This is a genomic window from Microbacterium sp. DMC48 (assembly GCF_056313825.1).
This window is the reverse complement of the sequence record NZ_JBQUZN010000004.1, coordinates 199,006-223,552: the sequence shown is the minus strand read 5'-3', so window position 1 is coordinate 223,552 and position 24,547 is coordinate 199,006. Positions and strand designations below refer to the sequence as shown.

General features: G+C 69.1%; 27 protein-coding genes. 6 read left to right on the top strand and 21 right to left on the bottom strand.

Annotation, left to right across the window (positions count from 1 at the left end):
- Positions 1-23: 23 nt before the first annotated feature.
- Positions 24-851 (bottom strand): translation elongation factor Ts, encoded by an 828-nt coding sequence (tsf, locus tag ACT53O_RS06325; RefSeq protein WP_036316645.1) that lies wholly within the window; start codon positions 849-851, stop codon positions 24-26.
- Between the two features lie 89 nt (positions 852-940).
- A complete protein-coding gene (rpsB, locus tag ACT53O_RS06320; protein WP_036316642.1) occupies positions 941-1,810 on the bottom strand; it encodes a 30S ribosomal protein S2 in 870 nt (289 codons plus the stop codon).
- Positions 1,811-2,099: 289 nt separating this feature from the next.
- Here rpsB and ACT53O_RS06315 point away from each other — a divergent pair, with 289 nt between their 5' ends.
- Entirely contained in the window at positions 2,100-2,684 is a 585-nt protein-coding gene (locus tag ACT53O_RS06315; protein WP_244295648.1) for a murein hydrolase activator EnvC family protein, read from the top strand.
- Here ACT53O_RS06315 and ACT53O_RS06310 read toward each other — a convergent pair.
- The 10 genes from ACT53O_RS06310 to ACT53O_RS06265 all read right to left on the bottom strand — a co-directional run bounded on the left by ACT53O_RS06310 (position 2,669) and on the right by ACT53O_RS06265 (position 10,427).
- Positions 2,669-3,256: a hypothetical protein gene (locus ACT53O_RS06310; protein WP_294944174.1), complete on the bottom strand. Its 588-nt coding sequence runs from the start codon at positions 3,254-3,256 to the stop codon at positions 2,669-2,671. The genes ACT53O_RS06315 and ACT53O_RS06310 overlap by 16 nt on opposite strands.
- A gap of 21 nt (positions 3,257-3,277) precedes the next feature.
- On the bottom strand, positions 3,278-4,174 hold the full coding sequence (locus tag ACT53O_RS06305) for a tyrosine-type recombinase/integrase (RefSeq protein WP_036316638.1): 897 nt from the start codon (positions 4,172-4,174) through the stop codon (positions 3,278-3,280).
- A 91-nt stretch (positions 4,175-4,265) separates the two neighbouring features.
- Entirely contained in the window at positions 4,266-5,477 is a 1,212-nt protein-coding gene (dprA, locus tag ACT53O_RS06300; RefSeq protein ID WP_476151600.1) for a DNA-processing protein DprA, read from the bottom strand.
- The gene (locus tag ACT53O_RS06295; RefSeq protein ID WP_135949138.1) at positions 5,474-7,006 is read right to left on the bottom strand and encodes a YifB family Mg chelatase-like AAA ATPase; all 1,533 of its coding nucleotides are present in this window, start codon (positions 7,004-7,006) and stop codon (positions 5,474-5,476) included. Before ACT53O_RS06295 ends, dprA begins: the two co-directional genes overlap by 4 nt.
- On the bottom strand, positions 7,003-7,362 hold the full coding sequence (locus tag ACT53O_RS06290) for a YraN family protein (protein WP_378793480.1): 360 nt from the start codon (positions 7,360-7,362) through the stop codon (positions 7,003-7,005). The genes ACT53O_RS06295 and ACT53O_RS06290 overlap by 4 nt, the downstream gene beginning before the upstream one ends.
- Before the next feature lie 113 nt (positions 7,363-7,475).
- Positions 7,476-7,799 carry a DUF2469 family protein gene (locus ACT53O_RS06285; RefSeq protein WP_005050243.1) on the bottom strand — a complete coding sequence of 108 codons (324 nt, stop codon included), beginning with the start codon at positions 7,797-7,799 and terminating at the stop codon, positions 7,476-7,478.
- A 53-nt stretch (positions 7,800-7,852) separates the two neighbouring features.
- Positions 7,853-8,512, bottom strand: a complete 660-nt coding sequence (locus ACT53O_RS06280) for a ribonuclease HII (RefSeq protein WP_036316629.1) — start codon at positions 8,510-8,512, stop codon at positions 7,853-7,855.
- A complete protein-coding gene (lepB, locus tag ACT53O_RS06275; protein ID WP_135949136.1) occupies positions 8,509-9,261 on the bottom strand; it encodes a signal peptidase I in 753 nt (250 codons plus the stop codon). The genes ACT53O_RS06280 and lepB overlap by 4 nt, the downstream gene beginning before the upstream one ends.
- Positions 9,262-9,416: 155 nt before the next feature.
- Positions 9,417-9,764: a 50S ribosomal protein L19 gene (gene rplS, locus ACT53O_RS06270; protein ID WP_036317132.1), complete on the bottom strand. Its 348-nt coding sequence runs from the start codon at positions 9,762-9,764 to the stop codon at positions 9,417-9,419.
- A 168-nt stretch (positions 9,765-9,932) separates the two neighbouring features.
- Complete coding sequence (locus ACT53O_RS06265; RefSeq protein ID WP_039416884.1) at positions 9,933-10,427, bottom strand: hypothetical protein; 495 nt, start codon at positions 10,425-10,427, stop codon at positions 9,933-9,935.
- 52 nt (positions 10,428-10,479) lie between these two features.
- Between ACT53O_RS06265 and map the strand changes: the two genes are divergently transcribed.
- Positions 10,480-11,262, top strand: a complete 783-nt coding sequence (map, locus tag ACT53O_RS06260; RefSeq protein ID WP_036317104.1) for a type I methionyl aminopeptidase — start codon at positions 10,480-10,482, stop codon at positions 11,260-11,262.
- Between the two features lie 37 nt (positions 11,263-11,299).
- Here map and trmD read toward each other — a convergent pair whose 3' ends face one another.
- The 4 genes from trmD to rpsP are packed head-to-tail and all read right to left on the bottom strand — an operon-like array spanning position 11,300 to position 13,286.
- Positions 11,300-11,989 carry a tRNA (guanosine(37)-N1)-methyltransferase TrmD gene (gene trmD, locus ACT53O_RS06255; protein ID WP_112931396.1) on the bottom strand — a complete coding sequence of 230 codons (690 nt, stop codon included), beginning with the start codon at positions 11,987-11,989 and terminating at the stop codon, positions 11,300-11,302.
- Between the two features lies 1 nt (position 11,990).
- Positions 11,991-12,620 (bottom strand): ribosome maturation factor RimM, encoded by a 630-nt coding sequence (gene rimM / locus ACT53O_RS06250; RefSeq protein WP_476151599.1) that lies wholly within the window; start codon positions 12,618-12,620, stop codon positions 11,991-11,993.
- A 1-nt stretch (position 12,621) separates the two neighbouring features.
- Entirely contained in the window at positions 12,622-12,852 is a 231-nt protein-coding gene (locus tag ACT53O_RS06245) for an RNA-binding protein (protein WP_036317111.1), read from the bottom strand.
- A 5-nt stretch (positions 12,853-12,857) separates the two neighbouring features.
- Complete coding sequence (gene rpsP, locus ACT53O_RS06240) at positions 12,858-13,286, bottom strand: 30S ribosomal protein S16 (RefSeq protein ID WP_036317112.1); 429 nt, start codon at positions 13,284-13,286, stop codon at positions 12,858-12,860.
- A gap of 183 nt (positions 13,287-13,469) precedes the next feature.
- On the opposite strand from rpsP, the gene ACT53O_RS06235 reads away from it, so the two are divergent.
- Both ACT53O_RS06235 and ACT53O_RS06230 read left to right on the top strand, forming a co-directional pair.
- Positions 13,470-14,633, top strand: coding sequence for a glutamate--cysteine ligase (locus ACT53O_RS06235; protein ID WP_476151598.1), 1,164 nt, complete (start codon positions 13,470-13,472; stop codon positions 14,631-14,633).
- Positions 14,634-14,732: 99 nt separating this feature from the next.
- Positions 14,733-15,467: an SGNH/GDSL hydrolase family protein gene (locus tag ACT53O_RS06230; RefSeq protein WP_476151597.1), complete on the top strand. Its 735-nt coding sequence runs from the start codon at positions 14,733-14,735 to the stop codon at positions 15,465-15,467.
- Between the two features lie 4 nt (positions 15,468-15,471).
- Here the strand turns inward: ACT53O_RS06230 and ffh are convergent, their stop codons facing one another.
- The gene (ffh, locus tag ACT53O_RS06225) at positions 15,472-17,022 is read right to left on the bottom strand and encodes a signal recognition particle protein (protein WP_294944149.1); all 1,551 of its coding nucleotides are present in this window, start codon (positions 17,020-17,022) and stop codon (positions 15,472-15,474) included.
- 67 nt (positions 17,023-17,089) lie between these two features.
- Complete coding sequence (locus ACT53O_RS06220; protein WP_476151596.1) at positions 17,090-17,638, bottom strand: TetR/AcrR family transcriptional regulator; 549 nt, start codon at positions 17,636-17,638, stop codon at positions 17,090-17,092.
- Between the two features lie 73 nt (positions 17,639-17,711).
- Between ACT53O_RS06220 and lipB the strand changes: the two genes are divergently transcribed.
- Positions 17,712-18,359, top strand: a complete 648-nt coding sequence (gene lipB / locus ACT53O_RS06215) for a lipoyl(octanoyl) transferase LipB (protein WP_295774616.1) — start codon at positions 17,712-17,714, stop codon at positions 18,357-18,359.
- Between the two features lie 11 nt (positions 18,360-18,370).
- Positions 18,371-19,384 carry a lipoyl synthase gene (gene lipA, locus ACT53O_RS06210; RefSeq protein ID WP_292681508.1) on the top strand — a complete coding sequence of 338 codons (1,014 nt, stop codon included), beginning with the start codon at positions 18,371-18,373 and terminating at the stop codon, positions 19,382-19,384.
- 24 nt (positions 19,385-19,408) lie between these two features.
- Here the strand turns inward: lipA and ACT53O_RS06205 are convergent, their stop codons facing one another.
- From ACT53O_RS06205 to smc, 3 genes are all read right to left on the bottom strand, one after another.
- Positions 19,409-19,909, bottom strand: a complete 501-nt coding sequence (locus ACT53O_RS06205; RefSeq protein ID WP_036320573.1) for a DUF2004 domain-containing protein — start codon at positions 19,907-19,909, stop codon at positions 19,409-19,411.
- Positions 19,910-19,957: 48 nt separating this feature from the next.
- Positions 19,958-20,830 carry a signal recognition particle-docking protein FtsY gene (ftsY, locus tag ACT53O_RS06200; RefSeq protein WP_036320575.1) on the bottom strand — a complete coding sequence of 291 codons (873 nt, stop codon included), beginning with the start codon at positions 20,828-20,830 and terminating at the stop codon, positions 19,958-19,960.
- A gap of 65 nt (positions 20,831-20,895) precedes the next feature.
- The gene (smc, locus tag ACT53O_RS06195) at positions 20,896-24,402 is read right to left on the bottom strand and encodes a chromosome segregation protein SMC (protein WP_039416898.1); all 3,507 of its coding nucleotides are present in this window, start codon (positions 24,400-24,402) and stop codon (positions 20,896-20,898) included.
- Between the last annotated feature and the right edge of the window lie 145 nt (positions 24,403-24,547).

Here is a 24,547-nt window from a genome sequence, read left to right as displayed (position 1 = left end):
GAATGCGGACCCCTTGAGGCGACTTACGCGCCGACCTTGAAGCGGGCGAAGTCGGTGATCGTGATTCCGGCGTCACCGGCGACCTTGGCGACGGACAGCTTGTTGTCCTTCGCGTAGTCCTGATCGAGCAGAGCAACCTGCTTGAAGAAGGCGTTCACGCGACCCTCGACGATCTTCGGCAGCGCGGCCTCCGGCTTGCCTTCGTTGCGGGAGATCTCCGTGACGATCTCGCGCTCCTTCTCCACCTCTTCGGCGGGGACGTCCTCACGCGAGAGGTACGTCGGGTTGGCGAACGAGATGTGCTGAGCGATCGAGCGCGCGGTCTCGGCGTCGTCCCCCGTGTAGGCGAGCACGACACCCACCTGCGGCGGCAGGTCCTTGCTCGTCTTGTGCAGGTAGATCTCGAACTTGTCACCCGCGATCGTGCGCACGCGACGCAGCTCGACCTTCTCGCCGATGATCGCTGCCTCGTCGGAGATGAGGTCGGCGACGGTCTTGCCCTCGGCATCCGCGGCCAGAGCCGCCTCGACCGAGTCGGCGCCCACGGCCGCGGCCGCAGCCAGGACCTTGTCGGCCAGCGCGATGAAGCGCTCGTTCTTGGCGACGAAGTCGGTCTCGGTGTTCAGCTCGAGGATGGTGACCTTGCCGTCCTTCTCGACAGCGGTGACCAGGCCTTCGCTCGTCGAGCGGTCAGCGCGCTTCGCGTTGCCCTTCGCGCCCTTCAGGCGCAGGATCTCGACGGCCTTCTCGAGGTCGCCGTCGGCTTCCTCGAGCGCCTTCTTGGTGTCGACCATGCCCGTGCCGAGCTGCTCGCGCAGGGCCTTGATGTCGGCGATGGTGAAGTTTGCCATGGGTGGTGGCTCCTTGCGTGTCGTGAGTTCTCGTGGGATGCCGGTGCGAAGCCGTCCCTCAGGATGGGCTTCGCACCGGCGACGTGGTCTTACTCGGCAGCGGTCGCTGCGGCGTCGCCCTCGGCCTTGGCCTCGGCGCCCGCGGCGTCGGCGGCCGACTCGGTGGCGATGGTCTCGACCTCGGCGACGTCCGTGACGACGGGAGTCTCGAGCAGCTCGCGCTCCCAATCGGCGAGGGGCTCGGCGTCGGCGGACTCGTCGGTCGGCTGGTGACGCTGGATGAGACCCTCGGCGGCGGCGTCGGCGATGATGCGCGTGAGCAGGCCCACCGAGCGGATCGCGTCGTCGTTGCCCGGGATCGGGAACTGGAACTCGTCCGGGTCGGCGTTCGTGTCGAGGATGCCGATCACGGGGATGCCGAGCTTCTTTGCCTCGTCGATGGCGAGGTGCTCGCGCTTGGCGTCGACGACCCAGATCGCGGAGGGCGTCTTCTGCAGGTTGCGGATACCGCCCAGTGACTTGTGCAGCTTGTCCAGCTCACGCTTCTTGAGCAGGAGCTCCTTCTTGGTGAAGCCGCTGTCGGCCGGGTTGTCGAAGTCGAGCTCCTCGAGCTCCTTCATGCGGGCGAGGCGCTTGCTGACGGTCGAGAAGTTCGTCAGAAGGCCGCCGAGCCAGCGCTGGTTGACGTAGGGCTGGCCCACGCGCGTCGCCTGCTCGGCGATGACTTCCTGAGCCTGCTTCTTGGTGCCGACGAACAGCACGGTGCCCCCGTGGGCGACCGTCTCGCGCACGTACTCGTACGCCTTGTCGATGTACGACAGCGACTGCTGCAGGTCGATGATGTGGATGCCGGAGCGCTCCGTGAGAATGAAGCGCTTCACCTTCGGGTTCCACCGGCGGGTCTGGTGTCCGAAGTGCACGCCGCTGTCGAGCAGCTGGCGAATGGTGACGACGGCCATGGCCGTTCTCCTTTTCGTTGGGTTGATCGCGAGGACCGGATGGTCCCGTGCGCCTGGCGCCCGGCGCACACCCGCTCACCGCTGTCGCGGGGAGACCTCAGGGTGTGGATGCCGCGGCATCCGTCCGAGGACGGCGCCGCTGTGGGCACGCGGAGTCACCCCGACCAGCGGGGTGCTCAGTCAGTGTATCAGCCGCGGGGCCTCCTCCCCCGACGTGCGGCGCACCTCGCCCGTCCACAGATGTCGGTGGCTGTCGAGGTCCGTCGGCGTCGGCGCGGAGGCTGAAGGGATGAACGGGCACCGACGGGGTGATGTGGCCAGGCGCGTCGGCGCGGCGAGTATCGCGGTGCTGGCGGTGAGCCTCGGCCTCGTCTGCGGTGCCTCCGCTGCCGCCGGCAGCGGAGGGCAGGGCGCATTGGTCGTGGCGGATGCCTCCGACGACATGCGCGGTCGGTGGGGGTGGCCGGTCTCGCCGCCGCTCATCACGGTGGCCTACCGTGCGCCCGCCCATGCCTACGGACCCGGACACCGAGGCATCGATCTGTCCAGCGACGTGGGCGCGGACGTGCGGGCACCCGACGACGGGATCGTCGCCTTCGCCGGGGTGGTGGTCGATCGCCCGCTGATCACGATCGACCACGGCAATGGACTGGTATCGACGATGGAGCCCGTGCACGCCGGCGTGCCGGTGGGAGCGCGGGTGCAACGCGGCGAGTGGGTGGGCACCGTGGGGCTGGGTGGTCACACGACGCCCGGTGACCTGCATCTGGGAGCCCGCCGCGACGACGTCTATCTCAATCCGCTCCGGTTGCTGGGCGGGCTGCCGCGAGCGGTGCTGCTACCGTGCTGCGAGGTCGGTCAGGACCCGGGATAGGTGTTGCCGGTTCCGCTGACCTCGGCGCTGCCCACACCGGCGGCGGCGACCGTATTGCCGCTTCCCGCGATCTGCAGGCGCGGCAGATCCGTGGTGCTGGTGATGCTGTTGCGCTGCCCGCGGATCGTGAGGTCGTCGACCTTCGCGATGGCGAGGGAATTGTCCTGACCTTCGACGACCATGGTCGACACGTCGGCCCCACCGGTGACATGACTGCGGTCTCCCTGGAGCGTCATCGTTCCGATCGATCCGTCGACCTGCAGGGAGAGGTCGTTGCCGGCGATCGTCACCGCCGCGCAGTCTCCGGACAGCGCGTACCGTCCCGCGGCGCCAGCGACGGTGGCGAGTCCGTTCGTGCACGCGACCGGGGTGGTCGAGACGGCACTGGTCGGTGCCCCGGTGTCCGGGTCCGACGCCGGCTGCGTCGGGGTGGAGGTGGCGTCGGGGGTGGAGGCGGAGGTGGCGTCCGGGGTCGGGACGACGGTGCGTCGGGGCGCGCCCTCGCCTGCACAGCCGGCGAGAAGAGACGCGGCGATGACGGCGGCAGCGACGGCGAGCACGCGAATCTTCATGAGAGCAGGGTAGTGCTCCGTCTACGCGCGTGGATGAGCGAGGCGGTACGCCGCGGCCAGTCGCTCCGCCGACACGTGCGTGTAGATCTGGGTCGTCCCGAGACTGGCGTGTCCGAGCATCTCCTGCACCGTGCGGAGGTCGGCTCCCCCGTCGAGCAGATGCGTGGCGGCCGAGTGGCGCAGCGTGTGGGGCCCCACGCTTTGTCCGACCGCGGGAGCAACGACGCGTGCGACCACGTCATAGGCGGAGCGGGCACCGAGTCGCGCGCCGCGAGCTCCGACGAACAGCGCCGGCGTGCCGGAACCGCGGGCCGCCAGCGCGGGTCGTCCGCGCGCCAGATAGGCGTCGAGTGCGTGGGCGGCGGGAGAACCGTACGGCACCACACGCTCCTTTCTGCCCTTCCCGACGACGCGGACCGTGCGGCGGTCGCGGTCGATGTCGTCGACATCCGCTCCGCAGAGCTCGGACACGCGAAGAGCGGAGGCGTAGAGCAGTTCGACGAGCGCCGCATCCCGCAGCGCAAGGGCATCGCCGCCGTCAGCGCGCACCTCGGCGTCCCGGAGAACGGCGGCCATCGCCGGTGCCGTCGCCACCTTCGGCAACGGCCGCCCGCGTCGCGGCGCCACCAGACGCAGCGACGGATCGGCGCCGATGCGCTCCGTCTGCCGAGCCCACGCGAAGAATCCGCGGACGGCCGCCGTTCGCCGCGCCAGCGTCGACCGCGCATCGCCGCGACGCGTTGCCACCCACAGCCACTCCCGCAGATGTTCGAGATCGACATCGGCCAGCTCGCGGTCACCGATCACCGCGAGGAGATCGCGCAGGTCCGCGCTGTACGCGCGCACGGTGGCCGGGGACAGTCGGCGCACGTCCGAGAGCTCGCGCGCATACGCGTCGGCGGCGTCGGAGAGTCTCACCGCAACAGCATCTCGCGCACGACGACAGCATGGGAGACGGCGCACCGACGACGACGCCCTTCGCCGACACGAGGTTCCCACGGGGAAGGCATCACCACAGTCGCACGGCTCCAGGCCCCGACCGCCGTCGCCACCCGTCCGGGAGGCGCTCGACACGTCCATCCAGGTCGAGCAGCCCGAGGATGCTGCTGGTTTCTGCTGCGGAGAGCCCCGAAAGGCGTGCGATCTCCGCGGTCGCCCGTGCGCGGCGTCCGCTCAGCGCGTCGAGCACTCTGGTGCGCTCGTCGATGCGCTCCCCATGGTCAGCACCGGGTTCGCCGCCGGGGCCGCCCAGGATTCCGAGCAGCTCCCAGGCATCAGCGGCGGAGGTGATGCACACGGCGTCCGCGTCGCGCAGAAGCCGATGACAGCCGGCCGATGCGGCGCTGGTGACGGGCCCCGGAACGGCGCCGAGGGCGCGTCCGAGTGCAGCGGCGTGGTGGGCGGTGTTCAGCGCACCGCTGCGGTGGGCAGCTTCGACGACGATCGTCGCGCCCGCCAGCGCCGCGATCATCCTGTTGCGCGCGAGGAAGCGCCACTTGGTCGGGGCCGTGCCGCACGGGACCTCGGCCAGAACGACTCCCGTCCGCACGATCGCCGAGATCAGCTCGTCGTGACCCGAAGGGTAGGGGCGGTCGACGCCGCCAGCCAGGACAGCGACTGTCGTGCCGTCGGCTCGCAGTGCCCCCCGGTGCGCCGCAGCGTCGATGCCGTAGGCCGCGCCGGAGACGACGACCACTCCGGCTGTCGCCGCCTCCGCGGCGAGCTCTGTCACGACCTGCGTGCCGTATGCCGTTGCGGCGCGGGCGCCGACGAGCGCGAGAGCGGCGGGGCCCGAGAGCGCGTCGGCGTCACCGCGCGCCCACAGGCACACGGGTGCATGCACTCCGAGGTCGTCGAGCGCGCGCGGCCAGACGTCCTCGCCCGGCATGAGGAGTCGAGCTCCCGCTCGACGTGCGGCTGCCAAGGCGCGGTCGACGTCACCGCGTCGGGGCAGCCAACGGGCTCGCGCCGCGCTGACGTCTTGCTCGGTGAGCCCCGCGCCGCGGGCGAGTGCCGACGTGCTGTCGACCTCGACACGCTGCAGCGCTTCGACCGCACCGTATTGCGCGATCAGCGCACCCGCCGTGCCGTCGCCCGGCTCGACCAGCGTCGACCAGATCGCCGCTGCCGACGCGGCGCAAATCTTCTCGTCGGACAGTCCGTCGCCGACGAGGCCGGCAAGAGCCGCACGAGCGGCGTCGGCTTCGGGCCTGATGCTCATGCCTCCACACCCTTCTTGAGGTAGAGCGCGCGCCCGATATCAGCGGCGCGCAGCCGATCGTGACCGGCGAGATCTGCGACCGACCACGCCACGCGCAATACGCGGTCGTAGCCTCGTAAGGTCAGCGCGCCGCGGTGCAGCGCGGCATCCAGGGGCCGGCGGATGTCGGGATCCGCGGCCAGGGGGCCGTTGCGCAGCCAGGGACCGGAGACTTGTGCGTTCGTGCGCCAGGGGGTCGAGCGCAGACGGTGGCGGGCGCGCTCACGAGCGCTACCGACCTGCTCCCGGACCTGCGCCGACGAGGTGACTGCGGTCGACGTCGCGCTCTGCGCGCTCGAGACCCGCCGCAGCCCGAGTTCGATGTCGATGCGGTCACGGAGCGGACCCGACAGCTTTCCGAGGTAGCGCCGGATCGCCAGAGACGGACACGTGCATTCGGCGGCCGGTACGCCGTAGTTGCCGCACGGGCACGGGTTCGTCGCGAGCACCAGTTGAAAACGTGCCGGAAAGACTGCACGAAAGCCGGCACGGTGGATCTCGATCAGTCCCGACTCCAGAGGCTGACGCAGCGCGTCCAGCGCGTGCGGGGCGAACTCGCCAGCCTCGTCGAGGAAGAGGACTCCCCCGCTCGCGCGGGCGATGGCGCCCGGCCGCACGGTGCGACTTCCACCTCCGATCAGCGCCGTCGCGCTGGCGCTGTGATGGGGCGCCTCGAAAGGAGGCGTCCGACTCAGCGTGTCGACCCGCTCCCCCGCCAGCGAGCGCAACGACGCCGCCTGCACGGCATCGTCGTCATCGAGACCGGGCAGAATACCGGGCAGCCGCCGCGCGAGCATCGTCTTGCCCGCACCGGGCGGACCGCTCATGAGAACGTGGTGCCCACCCGCTGCCGCGACTGTCAGCGCGTCGACCGCGTCGGCCTGCCCGATCACGTCGGACAGATCGGGGACGGCGGCGGAAGACGGCGCGCTTCCCACCCCCGGGTGCGGAACGGGTTCGAGCGACACCTCGTCGACATCGAGGCCGTGCCAGCGTGCCACATCGCGGAGGCAGACGGCGCCCAGCACCTCGACGCCCTCCACGAGCGCAGCCTCCTCTCGGTTGGCGAACGGCACCACGGCCCTGCGGATGCCCACCCGGGCAGCGGCCGCGACCGCCGGCAGTACCCCGGCGACGGGCCGCAGTCGACCGTCGAGTCCGAGTTCGCCGATGTGGGCCGTCTGTGCGAGCGAGGCGCGATCGAGATCGTGCTCAGTGGCGAGTGCAGCAACCGCGATCGCCACGTCGAGCGCGGAGCCCTGCTTGGGAAGGTTGGCCGGCGACAGGTTGACGGTGAGCTTTCGCCGCGGCAGCGGCAGCTCACTGTTGGCGCAGGCGTTGTGCACCCGCTGATGCGCCTCGGCGATCGCCTTGTCGGCGAGCCCGATGATCACGAATGCCGGTGTCTGGCTGGACAGGTCGGCCTCGACCTCGACCAGATCACCGCGGAGCCCCGTCAACACGACCCCCCAGGTCCTGCCCACCGTCATCGGACATCCTCGAGATGCTCGATACGCGCAGTCGTCGCGTCGCGGCCGGTGACGCCGATGACGTCCACGCGCAGGCGACGACCGCGGGCGGCGGGGTGCACGGCTGCCCACGTGGTCGCCAGACGCCACAGTCGCGCGCGCTTTCGCGCATCGACGGCTTCGAACGGATGGCCGTACGAGTCGGAGCGTCGGGACTTCACCTCGACGATGACCACCTCGTCGTCGCGCAGAGCAACGATGTCGATCTCTCCGACAGCGCAACGCCAGTTGCGCGCGAGGATCGTGTACCCGGCATCGCTCAGGTACTGCGCCGCTCGCGCTTCGCCCGACCGTCCGCGTTCATCCTTGGCTGCCATGGGAACAAGCGTGCCGGCCCGTCCGCCGCGCACCTCGGGATCTCAGGCGTTCGGTGGACATTCCCGCACAAGGCAGGAGTGGGGAGGAGGAGGCGATCTGAGGGACGCGCGGGTCAGGAGTCGAGAGCGAGCTCGTCGGGAAGCTGGAAGTCCCGGCGCTGCATCTCCTCGACATTGACGTCCTTGAAGGTGAGCACGCGCACCGACTTCACGAAACGATCCGCGCGATAGATGTCCCACACCCAGACGTCGGTCATCGAGATCTCGAAGTAGAAGTCGTGCTCGGTGTCGCGGCGCACGACATTCACGTCGTTCGCGAGATAGAAGCGTCGCTCGGTCTCGATCACGTACGCGAACTGCGAGACGACATCGCGATACTCCTTGTACAGCGCCAGCTCGAGTTCGCGGTCGTAGTCGTCAAAGCCCTCGTCGTCCATGGTGATCCCATCCTATGCGGGCGGAGCAGCGGAGCGGATGCCGCGGCATCCGCTCAGAACAACGTGGGAGCGTCGGCGATCGCCCAGGACGCCCGATGGTGGGGGCTGAGACCGTGCGAACGGATCGCGCTGCGGTGCTCGAGGCTGGCGTAGCCCTTGTTGCGCTCCCACAGATACACGGGGTGCTCGTCGTGCAGGCGCATCATCAGGTCGTCGCGCGCAACCTTCGCCACGACCGAGGCGGCCGCGGCCGACGCACAGTCGCGGTCGGCCTTGACGATCGGCTGGACGCGCAGATTCGTGCCGCCCGCCGCGGTGATGTAGTCGTGGTTGCCGTCGAGAATGACGATCGCCTCGTCGGGAACGCACCCCTGCGCGCGCAGATCCGCGAGGGCGCGCAACGCCGCGAGCCCGAGCGCACGCATGATCCCGACCTCGTCGATCTCTGCGGAACTCGCCCAGCCGACCGCAGACGCGTCGACCCAGGCGGCCGCTCGCGCGGCGACGGCGTGCCGATGATGCGCGGCGACGAGCTTCGAGTCCCGCAGCCCCTCCGGGATCCGCCGCCGGACACCCGCAGCTCCGATCGCCGCCGCGCCGACCGCGACAGGACCCGCAAGGGCGCCCCGCCCCACCTCATCGCATGCGATGACGATCGGATGTTCACGCAGCAGGCGCCGCTCGACGGTCAGCCGCGGCGTGATGACACTCATCCGGCGCCGGGGGCCGGCACCCCCGCGAAGACGGCATGGTGCCCGTCGATGGTGCCGAAGCGGTCGAACGGCCAGGTGATGAGAAAAGCGCGCCCGACGACGTTGCCCAACGGCACGAACCCCTTGTTGGGCTGATCCATGTTGTAGCGCGAGTCGCGGGAGTGGTCGCGGTTGTCGCCCATCACCCAGAGCGAGTTCTGCGGTACGACGACATCGAACGGTACCGGCCGCGGCGCGCTCTGGCCGGGAGACAGATTCAGGTAGGGGGTCTCATCGATCGGTGTCCCGTTGACCGTGACCTGACCGATCGCGTTGCAGCAGACGACGTGATCGCCGCCCACGCCGATGATCCGCTTGATGAGGTGCTCATCGCTGTCCGAGGCTGTGATGCCGACGAGTGAGAGCAGCCAATCGGCGGCCTGGGCCAGGGGCGGCTGGGCGGGGGTCGCCGGCGCCGGCGGCAGCCATCCGCCGGGATCGCGGAAGACGACGACGTCACCGCGCTGGTACCCCCCGAAATGCGGCGTGAGCTCGTCGACGAGGATCCTGTCCTTGATGAGCAGCGTCTGTTCCATCGAGCCCGAAGGAATGTAGAAGGAGCGCACCAGGAAGGTCTTGATGACGAACGAGACGACCACCGCGATCACCACGATCACCAGCACGTCGCGCAGAAGCAGCCAGACGCCGCGGCGTCGGCGCTGACGGGAGGGAAGCACCGTATCCGGGGCCGTTGTGTTGTCCGAGCTCATGCCTGTCTTTCTTCGGTCCCGGCACCCGTCTGTGCCGTCTCTCAAGGGTCGCACATGCCGGCTGTGCGCAGCGCGCATCCGACGGGATGCGCCGTGGCGTGCGGACGACAGATGCCCCGGACCGCAGGGTCCGGGGCATCCGAGGCGAGAGCGCGTCAGCGGTCGCGCTTCTCCTTGATCTTGGCCTTCTTGCCGCGGAGGTTCCGCAGGTAGTAGAGCTTCGCGCGGCGGACGTCGCCACGGGTGACGACCTCGATGTGGTCGATCGTCGGGCTGTGCACCGGGAACGTGCGCTCCACACCCACCTGGAAGCTGATCTTGCGGACCGTGAAGGTCTCGCGAACGCCGTCTCCCGAGCGGCCGATGACGACGCCCTGGAAGACCTGGATACGGGAACGGTTGCCCTCGGTGATGTTGACGTGCACCTTGACGGTGTCGCCGGGGGCGAAGACGGGGATGTCGCTGCGCAGCGAAGCCGCATCGACGGCGTCGAGAATCTGCATGATCGTCACTTCCTGCGACCGCCACAGGTCGATCGCGAGATGGGGATTGGGAAAGGTATCGTGTGCCCGAGGCATCCGTTGCCGGCGCCGTACTCCCCTGAGGCAGAGCCTGTTCAGGGCACAAACAGCCATTCTGCCATGGATGACGAGCGCATCAAAACCGGCGTCTCACGATCCGGGCGGCGTGTTCTCGCGGATGACGATGATCTCCTCGGGATTCGACCCGCCCGTGTGCTCAGGGCGCGCGGGCGGCACGTAGCCGACCCCGCTGGCAGTGCGCAGGATCGAGACGCGCGGCCCCGTCTCGCGCCACAGCTGCCGCAGCGCCGACGACAGTGCGACGACACCGAGGACGATGGTCACGGCCAGCGCGGGCCACCACCACCGACCGTCGAAGACGCCCAGCGCGACGACGAGCACATGCCAAGCTCCGATGAGGCCGGCATCCGTCCACGAGACGGCACGTTCGGCGCGGACGGTTCCGCGGGCGCGCACGAGCAGAGCGAGCACCAGCTGCCAGACGAAGACGATCGGCGCCGACAGCAGAACCCACAGCAGCGCCCAGGGACTTGCGCCGAAGACGATCCAGCCGACGACGAGCCACAACGGCAGCACGAACGCCGCCGGAATCAGCCACCGGAAGAACGTCTGACGCAGCCACATACCTTCGATGCTACGCCGGTCAGACAGAATGGATCCTGACGAAAGGATCACGATGATCGAACTGCGCACTCCCGCCGAGCTCGAGGCGATGCGTCCCGCGGGGCGATTCGTCGCAGAGACTCTGGCGACGCTGCGGGACGAGACGAAGGTGGGCACCAATCTGCTGACCATCGATCGCCGTGCGCACGACCTGATCCGGCGGGCAGGCGCTGAATCGTGCTACATCGACTACCACCCCTCGTTCGGCGCGAGTCCGTTCGGGAAGGTCATCTGCACGTCAGTCAACGACGCCGTCCTGCACGGTCTGCCGCATGACTACGCCCTCCAGGACGGCGACCTCGTGACCCTGGACTTCGCCGTCGCCGTCGACGGCTGGGTCGCCGACTCGGCGGTCTCCTTCATCGTCGGGACGCCGCGCGACGAAGACCTCGCTCTCATCGACACGACGCAGCGCGCCTTGGATGCGGCGATCAGCGTCGCAACGACGGCAGGGCGGATCGGCGATATCTCGCACGCCATCGCCGAGGTCGCGCACGCCGACGGGTACACGATCAACACCGACTTCGGCGGTCACGGTGTCGGACGCACGATGCATGGCGACCCGCACGTCCCGAACGACGGCAAGCCCGGGCGCGGCTACCCCCTGCGCGCCGGTCTCGTGCTGGCTCTCGAACCCTGGTTCCTGCAGACGACGGACAAGCTCGTCACCGACCCGGACGGCTGGACGCTGCGCAGCGCCGACGGTTCACGCGGCGCTCACGCCGAGCACACCGTCGCGATCACCGACGACGGTCCCGTCATCCTCACCGATCGCTCGTTCCTCGGCGTCGACTGAGGCGCCGGCGCCGAGTTCCTGCCCGGCGCGCCGACTATTACGGGAGAAGATCGGGCCGTCGCTCCCGTGTGCGCTCGAGCTGCTGCTCTCGACGCCACTGCGAGACGCGGCCGTGATGACCCGACAGCAGCACGTCGGGTACGTCGTAGCCCCGCCACGCCGCGGGCTTCGTGAAGGAGGGGTACTCGAGCAGGCCGTCTTCGTGAGACTCTTCGACGAGGCTCTCGGGATTGCCGACGACGCCGGGAATCAAACGGCCCACGGCCTCGATCATCGCCATCGCGGCCACCTCGCCGCCGTTGAGGACATAGTCGCCGATGCTGGTCAGACTGACCTGTCCCAACGTCGCCGCGTAGGAGAACACGCGCTCGTCGATGCCTTCGTAGCGGCCGCATCCGAAGACGAGATGCTCTCCGCCGGTTGCCCAGTTCCGTGCCGTCCCCTGCGTGAAGACGGCGCCGGCGGGCGAAGGGAAGACGAAGCGGAGCGGCCCGGCAGCGTCGGCCGCGATGGCGTCCAATGCCTGGCCCCAGGGCTCGGGCTTCATCACCATGCCTGCGCCGCCGCCGTACGGCGTGTCGTCGACCGTGCGGTGGCGATCCTGGGTGTAGTCCCGCAGATCGTGGACGCGGACGTCGAGGATGCCCGCTCCGCGGGCCCGTCCGAGAAGAGAGACTTCCAGGACGTCGAAGAACGCGGGAAAGATCGTGACGACGTCGATCCGCACGTCAGACCTCGGGATCGGCCGCCGCGGCATCCGCCTCGTCGTCGTCCTCGCCGGACGTCGCCGGTTCGCGATCGTCCTCGCCGGGCAGCTCCTCGAAGAGGCCGGCCGGTGGTGTGACGGTGACGGTGCCGGCGGCGACGTCGACCTCCGGCACGATGGCGGAGACGAAGGGCACGAGGATCTCGGCATCCGTGTCGTGCGTGCGCACGACGAGAAGGTCCTGCGCGGGCAGGTGGTCGACACGGACGACACGTCCGACATCGGCCCCGTCACGAAGCACAGTGAGACCCACGAGCTGGTGGTCGTACCAGGCGTCCTCCTCCTGGGAGGGGTTCTCGTCCTGATCGACCCACAGGATCGCGCGCACCATGCTCTCGGCGGCCGTGCGGTCCTCGACATCTTCGAAGAAGACGACCGGGTGGGAGTTCATCCATCGGAACTCCCGAACCGTGACCGTCTTGCCATGCCAGGGTGAGGACTCCGGCACCTGCAGCGTGAAGACGGCGCCGGGCACGAAACGGCCATCCGGATCGTCGGTGTAGAGCTCGAGCTTGAAGGCGCCCTTCAGTCCATGGGCCTTGACGAGACGCCCGACGCGCAGCTGCGTTCGCGCGGGTCCTGCGGCAGCCATCTCAGTCGTCCGCGACATCGACGCGCACGCGCGTGCCGTCGGCGAGGGCGGACACGAGCGTCCGCAGGGCCTTGGCCGTGCGTCCGCCGCGCCCGATCACCCGTCCCCGATCATCGGGGTGCACACGCACCTCCAGGACGTCGCCACGCGGCGACGAGGACGAACGGACGGTGACCTCGTCAGGGTGATCGACGATCCCCTTGACGAGGTGCTCGAGCGCGGCGGAGAGCAACGGTCTTACTCTGCGTCGGTCGACTCGGCCTCGGCCGGAGCCTCGACCTCGGCTGCCTCGGCGGCGGGCTCTTCGGCCTTCTTCTCCGCCTTGGGCTTGATGACCGACTTCTTGGCGGTGTCGACCTGGAACTCCTCCTTGGTCGCTGCCGTCTTCACGGTGGACACGGCGTCGGCGTCACCCTTGAAGCGGCCCCAGTCGCCGGTGAGCTTGAGCAGCGCGGCGACCTGCTCGGTGGGCTGCGCGCCGACCGAGAGCCAGTACTGCGCGCGCTCCGAGTCGACCTCGATGAACGAGGGCTCCTCGGTCGGGTGGTACTTGCCGATCTCCTCGATCACGCGACCGTCGCGCTTGGTGCGCGAGTCGGCGACGACGATGCGGTAGTAGGGCGCACGGATCTTGCCGAGGCGCTTGAGACGAATCTTGACAGCCACAATTCTCCTGAATGGTGTTGTGAGGTGATGAACGACGCTCGGGCTGTGGGGTGCACACCCGGCGGAGGCTCTAGGGTGGACGCGAGCGCCGGATAGAGGGTCGAGCGAACGGTCCAGCGTCCTATTTTGCCAGATCGGGACGGATGCCGCGAACCATCGCCGCAGGCGTGTCAGACTGTGCCCATGACGGTGCCCTTCGCGACATCCCGCCGTTCCTCCGTCGGAGTCGAATGGGAGCTGATGCTCGCCGACGAGCGCACCGGCGACCTCGTCCCCCGCGCGCCGGAGGTCCTGGCTGCGGTGGGTGGCGGAGCGGCCCTCGAGCGCCACACGATCACGGGCGAGCTGCTGACCAACACCATCGAGGTCACGAGCGGCGTCGGCGACACCGTGGCCGCGGTCATCGACGACATCGCCGACGCCATCGCCGAGATCCGCACCGCGACCGACCCCCGCGGCATCGCCCTCCTGTGCGCCGGCAGTCATCCGTTCGCGCAGTGGTACGAGCAGGGCGTCACCGACAAGACCAGGTATCACAAGCTCATCGAGCGCACCCAGTGGTGGGGGCGGAACATGATGATCTGGGGCATCCACGTCCACGTCGGCGTGGAGGACGTGAACAAGGTGTTCCCGATCATCGGTGCCCTCACGGCCTACCTGCCGCATCTGCAAGCGCTGTCGGCGTCGAGTCCGTTCTGGGCGGGCGAGCGCACCGGGTACGCCTCCAATCGCGCGTTGGTCTTCCAACAACTTCCCACCGCCGGGCTGCCGTGGCCGCTGACCGCGTGGTCGCAGTACGAGGCGTACCTCGATGACATGGTGCGCACGGGCGTCATGGAAGACGCCACCGAAGTGCGGTGGGACATTCGTCCGGCGCCGAAATGGGGCACGATCGAGGTGCGGGCGTGCGACGGCATGTCGACGCTCCCGGAGTTGGCAGCGGTGGCCGCACTGGTCCAGGTTCTCGTGGAGCGCTTCTCGCGTGAGCTGGACGCCGGACGCGAACTGCCGACGCTGCAGCCGTGGTTCGTCCGGGAGAACAAGTGGCGGGCGGCGCGATACGGCACCCAGGCGCGGGTCATCGTCGACCGCGACGGCACGCAGCGTCCCGTCTCGGAGCATCTGCGCGAGACGATCGATGCCTTGGCCGACGTCGCGGTCGACCTGCACTGCGCGCGCGAGCTCGCCGGAGTCGCAACGATCCTCGACGAAGGCGGCAGTTCGGCGCGTCAGCTGCTGGTCGCTGATGCCGCCGACGGAGACCTTCGCGCCGTTGTGCACCATCTGATCCGCGAGTTCCGGGCGGGCCCGACGCTGCACGACCACCTGGCCTCCCGCCTTCCCTGACGATGGGGCGAGCGCCCGCGCCGGTGCGCTGACGTGTTCCCGACGAGACCAGATCTGCGACAAAGGGCTTTCACATCCTGCCCGACGTAGAGTGACGTCGTGTCCGTCCGCAGGTTCGCCCCGACGACCGCGACGAGCGCTGCCGTGGTCGGCATCGCGGTGCTCACGATGGCGGGATGCGGCGTGTCGACACCGGATCGACCCGTTGCCGCGTCGCCCGCGGATTCGGTGCCGGCGGCGGCCGTCGACGCCGCGCGTGTCCCCGCACCCGCACCGAGCGGCGTCGTCGTCACGATCGGGGACTCGATCATGGCCGGTCTCGGTCTCGACCCCGATCAGGCGTGGCCGTCTCTGGTCGCCGCCGACACCGGCGCGGACATCGTGAACCTCGGTTGCAGTGGCGCGGGCTTCACGATCACCGGTGACTGCGGCGATGACTACGCCGGTCTCGTGCAGCAAGCGATCGCTCTGCGTCCCGCGATCGTGATCATCCAGTCCTCCGACAACGACAGCGGCGCATCGCAGGACGAGATCGACGCGTCGACGCGGGCGGCGGTCGACCAGCTGCGGGCCGCGCTGCCCGACGTGCAGCTGATCGGGATCGCCACGCTCTGGCATCTGGATTGGGACGAGCCCGACGCCATCGGCTGGTCCAGTGACGCCCTCCAGCGCGCCGTGTCGGATGACGACGGCGTCTTCGTCTCCCTCGGCCAGCCTCTGCGAGGCCGCCCGGAGCTGCTGCAGTGGGACGGGGAGCATCCCAACAGCGACGGGCAGATCGTGCTCAGCGACGCCGTGGAGGCCGCGTTGGACGATGCGGGCGTCGTCCTGTGAGCGCTCAGCTCTTGCCGAACAGCTTCTGAATCTCCGCGAGGTCGGCCTCGCTCGGCGGCGCCGCGGGGGTGCCGAGTCCGAAACCCGAGCCGGTCGGGGCGCTGGCGGCAGCGGCCAGTCCGGCGTTCTCCGCGGCGCGCTTGGCGGGGTTGCCCGATCGTGAGCCGGCGCGGGACTTCTGCTTCCCGCGCTTCGTGGATGCGCCGGGCTTACCTCCCATCGGACCCATGCCGGGGATGTTGGGCACACCGCCGCGCGCGACGGTCTTCATCATCTTCGCTGCCTGTTCGAAACGCTGCACCAGCTGGTTGACATCGGTGACGGTCATCCCGGATCCACGGGCGATGCGAAGTCGCCGCGAGCCGTTCAGGACCTTGGGGTTGCGGCGCTCCCCCGGTGTCATGGACCGGATGATCGCTTCGGTGCGATCGATCTCGCGGTCATCGAAGTTCTCGAGCTGCTGCTTCATCTGTCCCATGCCGGGAAGCATGCCCAGCATCTTCTTCATCGAGCCCATCTTCTTCATCTGCTGAAGCTGCTCGAGGAAGTCTTCGAGGGTGAACTGCTCGGTCGCGAGCTTCTCCGCGACCTTGCGAGCCTCCTCCTCGTCGAAGGCCTGCTGCGCCTGTTCGATGAGCGTCAGGATGTCGCCGAGATCGAGGATGCGACTGGCCATGCGGTCAGGATGGAACGCCTCGAGGTCCTCGAGGTTCTCGCCCGTGGAGGCGAAGATGATGGGGCGGCCGGTCACCGAGGCCACGGACAGGGCGGCACCACCGCGCGCATCGCCGTCGAGCTTGCTCAGCACCACACCGGTGAAGTCGACACCGTCTTGGAAGGCCTTCGCCGTGTTCACGGCATCCTGACCGATCATCGCGTCGATGACGAAGAGCACCTCGTCGGGATCCGTCGCCGTGCGGATGTCGGCCGCCTGCTTCATGAGCTCGGCATCCACACCGAGCCGTCCCGCGGTGTCGATGATCACGACATCGTGCTGCTGGCGGCGCGCCGTCTCGACGCCGTCACGCGCGACGCGAACCGGGTCGCCGACGCCGTTGCCCGGTTCGGGTGCGTAGATGGCGGCGCCGGCGCGCTCGGCAACGACCTGCAGCTGGTTGACGGCGTTCGGACGCTGGAGGTCGGCGGCCACGAGCAGCGGCGTGTGCCCGTCTTTCTCGAGCTGTCGGGCGAGCTTGCCGGCGAAGGTGGTCTTGCCGGATCCCTGGAGGCCGGCCAGCATGATCACGGTGGGCGGGTTCTTCGCGAACTGCAGACGACGCTGCTGACCACCCAGAATCGCGACGAGCTCTTCGTTGACGATCTGCACGACCTGCTGGGCAGGGTTGAGGGCGCGATTGACCTCGTCGCCGAGAGCACGCTCGCGAACCTTCGCCGTGAACTCCTTGACGACCACCAGTGCCACGTCCGCATCGAGCAGGGCGCGCCGGATCTCTCGGACGGTGCCGTCGACGTCTGCGGGGCTGAGCTTGCCCTTCGTGCGGAGGTTGCGGAAGGTCTCTGTCAGCCGATCGCTGAGGGTGCCGAAAGTCGCCATGATCCCCTGATTCTACGGGAAGCCCCTCGCCGGCTCTGCGCTGCTGAGGCGGAGCCGGTGGCCCCGGTCACTGCGACGCGCCGGCGGCCGCCAGTGCGCGCTCGACCAATCCGCCCAGCGCCGGGCGCGGAGCCTCGGATGCCGCCCATGCCCAGACGGCGGCGAACACGGCGGCCGACAGGGCGGCGGCGTGCACGTCGGCCTCGAGGCGCGACGCGCCCGCGGCGACCAGGTTGTCGGACACGGCGCGACTGAGGACCCCCGTACGGATCGCCCGCTCGTCGGCGAGCTCATCGGACAGCCCCATCACCGCGCCGTGGATGATGGCCAGTGCGAGGCTGTCGGCTTCGATGTCGCACACCGCCGCCCGCAGGGCAGCCGTCGGAGCTGCGCCGGCGCGCAACGCGTCGACCGCACGGCGGATGCCGTCGTCGAGCGCCGCCCACAGGACGGCGGACTTCGACGAGAAGTAGTTGAAGAAGCTCGACCGGCTCACGCCCGCGCGCTGCGTGATGGCGGCGATCGTCGTCTCCGCGAATCCCCGTTCGAGAAAGAGCTCTGTCGCCGCCTCCGCGATCGTGGAGCGCGAGGTGGCGCGCGGGCGACCCGAGGACATCTGTCCACTGTAGCGAGGCGTATTGTTGGACGCGGTCCACAAACACTGCCCTCCATTCGCGAAGGAGCCCACCATGCTCGACGTGCAGACCGTCGGCCTCGCGCCCGACTTCATTGCGTACACCGACGGGTGGGCGCTGCAGCGCGACATCCACGCCGACGTCGTCGCCGGGCAGCGCCCCGACACGCTGCTGCTCCTGGAGCATGAGGCCGTCTTCACCGCGGGTGCGCGCACAGCGCGAAACGAACGGCCCACCGACGGTACGCCGGTCGTCGATGTGGACCGCGGCGGCAAGATCACGTGGCACGGACCCGGCCAGCTCGTCGGCTACCCGATCGTTCGACTCACCGAACCCGTGGACGTCGTCGCCCACGTGCGCCGGCTCGAGCAGATCCTCATCGACGTGCTGGACACGCTGGGCGTCGACGGCTACCGCGTCGAGGGACGCTCCGGCGTCTGGGTGCGCCGCCCGCTCTCCGAGGACAAGATCGCAGCGATCGGCGTCCGCGTCCAGCGCGGCGTCACGATGCACGGCTTCGCCCTCAACTGCGACAACTCGCTTCGTCCCTTCTCCCAGATCGTGCCGTGCGGCATCTCGGATGCCGGGGTGACGACCATCAGCGAGGTACTGGGTCGCGACGTCTCTCCCGCCGACGTGCACGCTGCGGTCGCCGACGCTTTCCGCGCTTCGTTCGCCGCGCCCGCGGAGGTGGCCGCGTGAGCGCCTGCGGCATCACCCCGACCGGCGGCGAAGCCGGCCCCGCGAACGTCCCCGAGGGCCGGAAGCTCCTGCGCCTCGAGGTGCGCAATGCGCAGACGCCGATCGAGCGAAAGCCCGAGTGGATTCGCACGAAGGCGAAGATGGGTCCGGAGTACCAGGCGCTGCAGTCGCTCGTGAAGGGCGAGGGGCTGCACACGGTCTGCCAGGAAGCGGGATGTCCCAACATCTACGAGTGCTGGGAGGATCGGGAGGCCACCTTCCTGATCGGTGGGTCGCAGTGCACGCGGCGCTGCGACTTCTGCCAGATCGATACCGGCAAGCCGGCCGACTACGACACGGACGAGCCGCGACGCGTCGCCGACAGCGTGCGTCGGATGCAGCTGCGCTACGCCACCGTCACGTGCGTCGCGCGCGACGACCTCCCGGATGGCGGCGCCTGGCTCAATGCCGAGACCATCCGGCAGATCCATGCCGTCAATCCGGGAACCGGCGTCGAACTGCTTGCCACGGACTTCAACGGGGAGCCTCGTCTCCTCGATGAGGTGTTCGCGGCTCGTCCCGAGGTCTTCGCGCACAACGTCGAGACCGTTCCCCGTATCTTCAAGCGCATTCGGCCCGCCTTCCGGTACGAGCGCTCGCTCGACGTGCTCACGCAGGCGCGGGCCGCAGGGCTGATCACGAAGTCGAACCTCATCCTCGGCATGGGCGAGGAGCCGGAGGAGGTCATCCAGGCCCTCCAGGACCTGCACGAGGCCGGCACCGACATCATCACGATCACTCAGTACCTGCGGCCCTCGCCTCGGCACCTTCCGGTTGCGAGGTGGGTGAAGCCGGACGAGTTCGTGGCGTTCAAGCAGGAGGCAGAGCGGATCGGCTTTCTCGGCGTTCTGGCCGGTCCCCTGGTTCGATCGTCCTACCGGGCGGGGCGGCTGTGGGCCCAGTCGATGGTCGCCAAGGGACGGGAAATCCCGGCACACCTGTCGCACCTCGCCGACACCGAGCTCGGCTTCGCGCAAGCGGTGTGAGGCGCGCGGCACCGCGGACGACGGTCAGTCGGCGCTGGTGACCGACTGCACGTCGCCGTCGCTGGTCAGATTCACCAGCAGCACTTCATCGGTGGCGTCGGGGTCGAGGGCGTACTCGAGGACGGCGAAGGGATCCGTTCCACCGTGCTCGTCGGCGAGGATCGTCATGCTCACGAGCTGCAGCGACCGGATGATGTCGATGTGCGTGTCGCCGGAGATGTCGACGAGGACGTCTTCCAGATCTTCTCCCAGCGCCTCCTGCTGCTGAAGGAGGTACTCGGTGACCTCGCTGGTACGGTCGTCGAGCTCGGCCACCATCGCGTTGCGGGCCTGCAGGTCGATCTGCTCCAGCGCATTGATCATGGCGGCCGCGACATCGAGTGCGGCGGCGGAGACGTCGTCCTGATCGGGTGCGGTCAGATCGACGGTGACCCGCTGGTCGGCGAAGTCGACGACCTCGGACCAGAAGATGGATCCGTCCGGCCCGGACTCCAACAGCCCGAAGTAGTCGTGCTCGATCGCCATGACCCTATGCAACCATCCTCGGCGTCCGTGCGCGACCCCGCTGCGCGATCAGTCCACGAGCGCCGAGGCGAACACGTGCGGCGTGAAGCCGGTCAGGTCACCGACGCCTTCACCCTGGCCGAGGAGCTTGACGGGGATGCCGGTGCGTTCCTGAACGGCGAGAACGAAGCCGCCCTTGGCCGAACCGTCGAGCTTCGTGATCACGAGACCGGTGACGCCGGCGTGCTGGAGGAAGGCCTCGGCCTGCATGACACCGTTCTGCCCCGTGGTCGCATCGAGAACGAGCAGCACCTCGCTGATGGGCGCCTGCTTCTCGATGACGCGGCGGATCTTCGTGAGCTCGTCCATGAGCCCACCCTTCGTGTGGAGGCGTCCGGCAGTGTCGACGAGGACGATCTCGACGCCGTTCTGCTTGGCGTAGTCGATGGTCTGGAAGGCGACCGATGCCGGGTCCTGGCCCTCGTGCTGGGGGCGGACGATCGCCGCTCCCCCCCGCTCTGCCCACGTGGCCAGCTGATCGACGGCCGCCGCACGGAAGGTGTCGGCGGCGCCGACGACGACGGAACGACCATAGCGCTGGAGGAACTTCGCGAACTTGCCGATCGTGGTCGTCTTGCCGACGCCGTTCACCCCGACGACGAGGACGACAGCGGGACGCTCGGTGAGCCGGAGGGTGGTGTCGAATTTCGCGAAACGCTCTTCCAGGGTCTCTTTGAGCATCCGCTGGAGATCGCGCGGATCGGTCGTGCGGAACCGCTCGACCTTCTCACGGAGCTCGTCGACGATCCGCTCGGTGATGTCGGGACCGAAGTCGGCGGTGAGAAGTGCCGTCTCGAGGTCCTCCCACGTGTTGTCGTCGATCGTCGGCTTCACAAACATGCCGCGCAGGGCGCGGCCGAGCGACCAGGAGTTCTCCGCCATGACTTCAGCCTACGGGTCGGCGCGCTCCACCCCTCTCGCCGCGACGTACGCCCGCGTTCTGGGGATCACGCGTCGGCGCGTTCGCGGACGCGCTGACCGACCACCGCGGAGACGCCGTCCTGCCGCATCGAGACCCCGTAGAGCGCGTCCGCGATCTCCATCGTGCGCTTCTGATGGGTGATCACGATCAGCTGGCTGGACGCGCGGAGCTTCTCGAACACGCCGAGCAGTCTGCCGAGATTGGCGTCGTCGAGGGCGGCTTCAACCTCGTCGAGGATGTAGAAGGGGCTCGGTCGCGCCATGAAGATCGCGGTCAGCAGCGCGACGGCGGCGAGAGAGCGCTCTCCGCCGGACAGCAGCGACAGACGCTCGATCTTCTTGCCGACGGGACGCACCGAGACCTCGATCCCCGTCGTCAGAGGATTGTCCGGGTCGGTCAGGGAGATGCTGCCGGAGCCGCCCGGGAACAGAATCGGGAACACCTCGCCGAAAGCGACGCGAGTGTCTTCGAAGGCCGCGAGGAAGATGGCCTGCATGCGTTCGTCGAGCTCCGCGATGATCGTCTGCAGGTCGGAGCGCGTCTGGACGAGATCGGCGAGCTGCTCGGTGAGGAACGCGTGCCGCTGCTCGAGCGCGGCGTACTCCTCGAGCGCGAGCGGATTGACGCGCCCGAGCTGGCCGAGCTTGCGCTCGGCATCCTGCAGTCTCTTGCGCTGCGCCGCCCGGTCGTACGCCACGCCCTCTTCGCCTTCGTCCGGGGGCAGAGGAACATCGGGGCCGTATTCCGCAACCAGAATATGTTCGTCGAGGCTCAACTCGGATCGGACGCGGTCCAGCAGACTCGTGACGTGCAGGCGTTTCTCGTGCATCTGCAACTCGAGTCCGTGGACGCTTTCGGTGAGTCGCCCGAGCCGCTCGCGCACGGTCGCCTCCTCGGCGCGCAGTGAGGTCAGTTCGGCGGTCAGCGCGGTGCGTGCCTGCTCGGCGAGCTGAAGCTCCACGCGTGCCTGGGTGACCGAACGATCGACCGAGTCCAGTACCGGCGGCAGCGCATCTGCGACCTCGGCCGCCAGCGCACGCTGTGCACGACGGATCACGGCGCGGCGGGCGGCCTCCGCCGCCGCCGCGCGCTCGCGTTCGCGCTGGCGCACGAGCTGATCGACACGTCCCTCTCCGGCGCGCACGCGCTCGCGCAGCGTCTCGACATCCAGACGTGCGCGCATCTCGCGGTCGCGCGCACTCTCCAGAGCGTCGAGCAGACCGTCACGCGCGGAGGCGTCCAGGATGGGACGGGGAGCCTGCTGGGCACCCTCGAAGGCGTCGTTGGCGACGCGTGCTGCTCTCTCGGCATCCGCGACCGCGGACGACGCCTGAGCGAGCCCGGCCTCCAACCGCTCGCACTCTGCGACGGCTGCCTCATGACGCACGGTGGCGCGGTTGACCTGCTCGGTGTGCGCCGCCAGGGCGGCATCGTGTTCGCGCAGGCTCTGAAGCGCATCCTTCGTCCGCGCCCGTGCGTCGTTCCAGGTCGTCTGGGCGTCCGAGAGAGCCTCGCGGAGCGAGTCTGCGACGACTGTGATCTCCGCGAGGCGTTCGGCGGCGGCATCTCGCTCCGCCGCCAGCTCCAGCCGCGAGCGTCCGGCCCCGGAGCCGGCGTGGATCGTGTACGACGTCAACCGCTCGCCCGCGCGCGTGACGATCGTCGTCGCGGCATCCGGAACGTCGATGATCCTGCGGCGAACGGCGTGCGCGGAATCGAGGTCGTCGACGATCAGGACACGGGCGAGGATGCCGAGGATGCCGGCCGGTGCAGTCACAACCTCCGCAGCGGCGATCGCTCCCTCGGGGATCGCCGCTGCCGGCGCACCCGCTTCCACGTCGGCGATCGTGATGTCGAGCCGGCCGAGGTCGGCGTCGCGCGCAGCGCGAGCGGCGGCGATACCCGCGTCGATGTCGTCGACGAGCAGCCCCTCCGCGAGCGCACCCAGCGCGGCTGCGATCGCCGCTTCGTATCCCGAGCGCACCTTGACCGCGTCGCCGACCAGGCCGCGGATGCCCGCGCCTCCGACCGCGATCATCTCGGCCGCGGCGTTGCGGACATCCAGCGCCCGTCCGAGCGCCGCGGTCTGCGCCGTCAGCGATTCGCGTTCGCGTTCGGCGGCGTGAAGCCGCTCACGGATCGCCCCGACCTCGTTCTCGGCGGCGGTGGCGTCGCGCTGCGCACGCTCGTAAGCGGCAGCGTGCTCGGCAGAGGATCCCTCGGTGACCAGTTCGGGATCGACCCCTGCGAGTGCCTCTTCCGCTTCTGCGCGCCGCGCCAGGGCCGCGTCGAGCGCACGCTGCTGGCGTTCGACGCCCGCGCGCACGGCCTCCAGGCGGGATGCTGCGGCATCTGCGGCTCCGCGAAGTTTCGTGATGCGCATGTCGTGCGCGGACACGAGCGCGCTCTGGGCGGCGATGTCGGAGTCGAGCGCGTCGAGTTCGGCACGGGCCCGCATCACGTCGCGCGCGGCCGCCTCCGCGGCATCCTGGGCGCCTCCGAGTCCGGCCGAGATCTCATCGATCTCCGCCCGTGCCTCGTCGATCGCGGCCTGGCTGACCGTGGCGACCTCGATCCCGAGCGTGCCGTCGTCTTCGAGCAGAGCGAGACGCTGGCCCGCGAGCGAGAAGAGACCGCGCAGTCGCTCCTGCACGCGTTCCAAACCGAAGGCGACGGCCCGCGCCGCATCCACGGCTTCCGAGCGCTGCTGCGCCTCCAGCGCATCGATGCGCAGCTTCAGCTGCTCCGACTGATCCTGCAGCACGAGGCGCTCGGCGCTGCGCTCCTGCTCGGTGCGGGCGTGGTCGGCGAGCTGCGCACGCAGACCGACCAGTTCATCAGCGAACAGGCGGGCCTTGGCGTCACGCACCACTGCCGCGATCGTCGCCGCCTCGCGAGCGATCTCCGCCTGCTTGCCGAGCGGCTTCAGCTGTCGACGCAGCTCTCCGGCAAGGTCGCTGAGTCGCGTGAGATTCGCCTCCATCGCTTCGAGCTTGCGAAGAGTCTTCTCCTTGCGTCGACGATGCTTCAGGATGCCGGCGGCCTCCTCCACGAAGCCGCGACGGTCCTCGGGGCTCGCTTGCAGCACGCTGTCCAGACGGCCCTGGCCCACGATCACGTGCATCTCGCGCCCGAGCCCGGAGTCGCTCAACAGCTCCTGCACATCGAGCAGGCGGCAGCTCGCGCCGTTGATCGCGTACTCACTGGTTCCGTTGCGGAACAGCGTGCGGCTGATCGTGACCTCGCTGTACTCGATCGGCAGCGCCCCGTCGCTGTTGTCGATCGTCAACTGCACCTCGGCGCGGCCGAGCGGACCGCGCGTAGAGGTGCCCGCGAAGATGACGTCTTCCATCTTCCCGCCGCGAAGGGTCTTCGCGCCCTGCTCGCCCATGACCCAGGCGAGAGCGTCGACCACGTTCGACTTGCCGGAACCGTTCGGACCGACGATGCAGGTGACGCCGGGCTCGAGCGCGAAAGTGGTCGGTTGCGCGAACGACTTGAAGCCTTTGAGCGTCAGGCTCTTCAGGTGCATCCGCGGGTCCTCCTGGGTGATCGTCCACCCACGCTAGCGGAACGACACGCGGATCCTCGCTTGACGCGCGTCGAGAACACCCGCTATCGTCACAGATCGCGTCTGAAGTCGAGAAAGGAGGTCCCCGACATGATTCGTATGAACG

Coding starts and splice junctions, on each gene's coding strand:
- ffh (WP_294944149.1), bottom strand. CDS start 17,022: ATGGCGACTTTCGGCACCCTCAGCGATCGGCTGACAGAGACCTTCCGC.
- ACT53O_RS06295 (WP_135949138.1), bottom strand. CDS start 7,006: ATGACGGTGGGCAGGACCTGGGGGGTCGTGTTGACGGGGCTCCGCGGT.
- ACT53O_RS06315 (WP_244295648.1), top strand. CDS start 2,100: ATGAACGGGCACCGACGGGGTGATGTGGCCAGGCGCGTCGGCGCGGCG.
- rimM (WP_476151599.1), bottom strand. CDS start 12,620: ATGGCTGCCGCAGGACCCGCGCGAACGCAGCTGCGCGTCGGGCGTCTC.
- ACT53O_RS06290 (WP_378793480.1), bottom strand. CDS start 7,362: ATGGCAGCCAAGGATGAACGCGGACGGTCGGGCGAAGCGCGAGCGGCG.
- lepB (WP_135949136.1), bottom strand. CDS start 9,261: ATGAGCTCGGACAACACAACGGCCCCGGATACGGTGCTTCCCTCCCGT.
- tsf (WP_036316645.1), bottom strand. CDS start 851: ATGGCAAACTTCACCATCGCCGACATCAAGGCCCTGCGCGAGCAGCTC.
- lipB (WP_295774616.1), top strand. CDS start 17,712: ATGCTCGACGTGCAGACCGTCGGCCTCGCGCCCGACTTCATTGCGTAC.
- ACT53O_RS06285 (WP_005050243.1), bottom strand. CDS start 7,799: ATGGACGACGAGGGCTTTGACGACTACGACCGCGAACTCGAGCTGGCG.
- ACT53O_RS06220 (WP_476151596.1), bottom strand. CDS start 17,638: ATGTCCTCGGGTCGCCCGCGCGCCACCTCGCGCTCCACGATCGCGGAG.
- rplS (WP_036317132.1), bottom strand. CDS start 9,764: ATGCAGATTCTCGACGCCGTCGATGCGGCTTCGCTGCGCAGCGACATC.
- ftsY (WP_036320575.1), bottom strand. CDS start 20,830: ATGGCGGAGAACTCCTGGTCGCTCGGCCGCGCCCTGCGCGGCATGTTT.
- ACT53O_RS06265 (WP_039416884.1), bottom strand. CDS start 10,427: ATGTGGCTGCGTCAGACGTTCTTCCGGTGGCTGATTCCGGCGGCGTTC.
- rpsB (WP_036316642.1), bottom strand. CDS start 1,810: ATGGCCGTCGTCACCATTCGCCAGCTGCTCGACAGCGGCGTGCACTTC.
- smc (WP_039416898.1), bottom strand. CDS start 24,402: ATGCACCTGAAGAGCCTGACGCTCAAAGGCTTCAAGTCGTTCGCGCAA.
- ACT53O_RS06235 (WP_476151598.1), top strand. CDS start 13,470: ATGACGGTGCCCTTCGCGACATCCCGCCGTTCCTCCGTCGGAGTCGAA.
- dprA (WP_476151600.1), bottom strand. CDS start 5,477: ATGAGCATCAGGCCCGAAGCCGACGCCGCTCGTGCGGCTCTTGCCGGC.
- ACT53O_RS06310 (WP_294944174.1), bottom strand. CDS start 3,256: ATGAAGATTCGCGTGCTCGCCGTCGCTGCCGCCGTCATCGCCGCGTCT.
- ACT53O_RS06280 (WP_036316629.1), bottom strand. CDS start 8,512: ATGAGTGTCATCACGCCGCGGCTGACCGTCGAGCGGCGCCTGCTGCGT.
- map (WP_036317104.1), top strand. CDS start 10,480: ATGATCGAACTGCGCACTCCCGCCGAGCTCGAGGCGATGCGTCCCGCG.
- ACT53O_RS06205 (WP_036320573.1), bottom strand. CDS start 19,909: ATGGCGATCGAGCACGACTACTTCGGGCTGTTGGAGTCCGGGCCGGAC.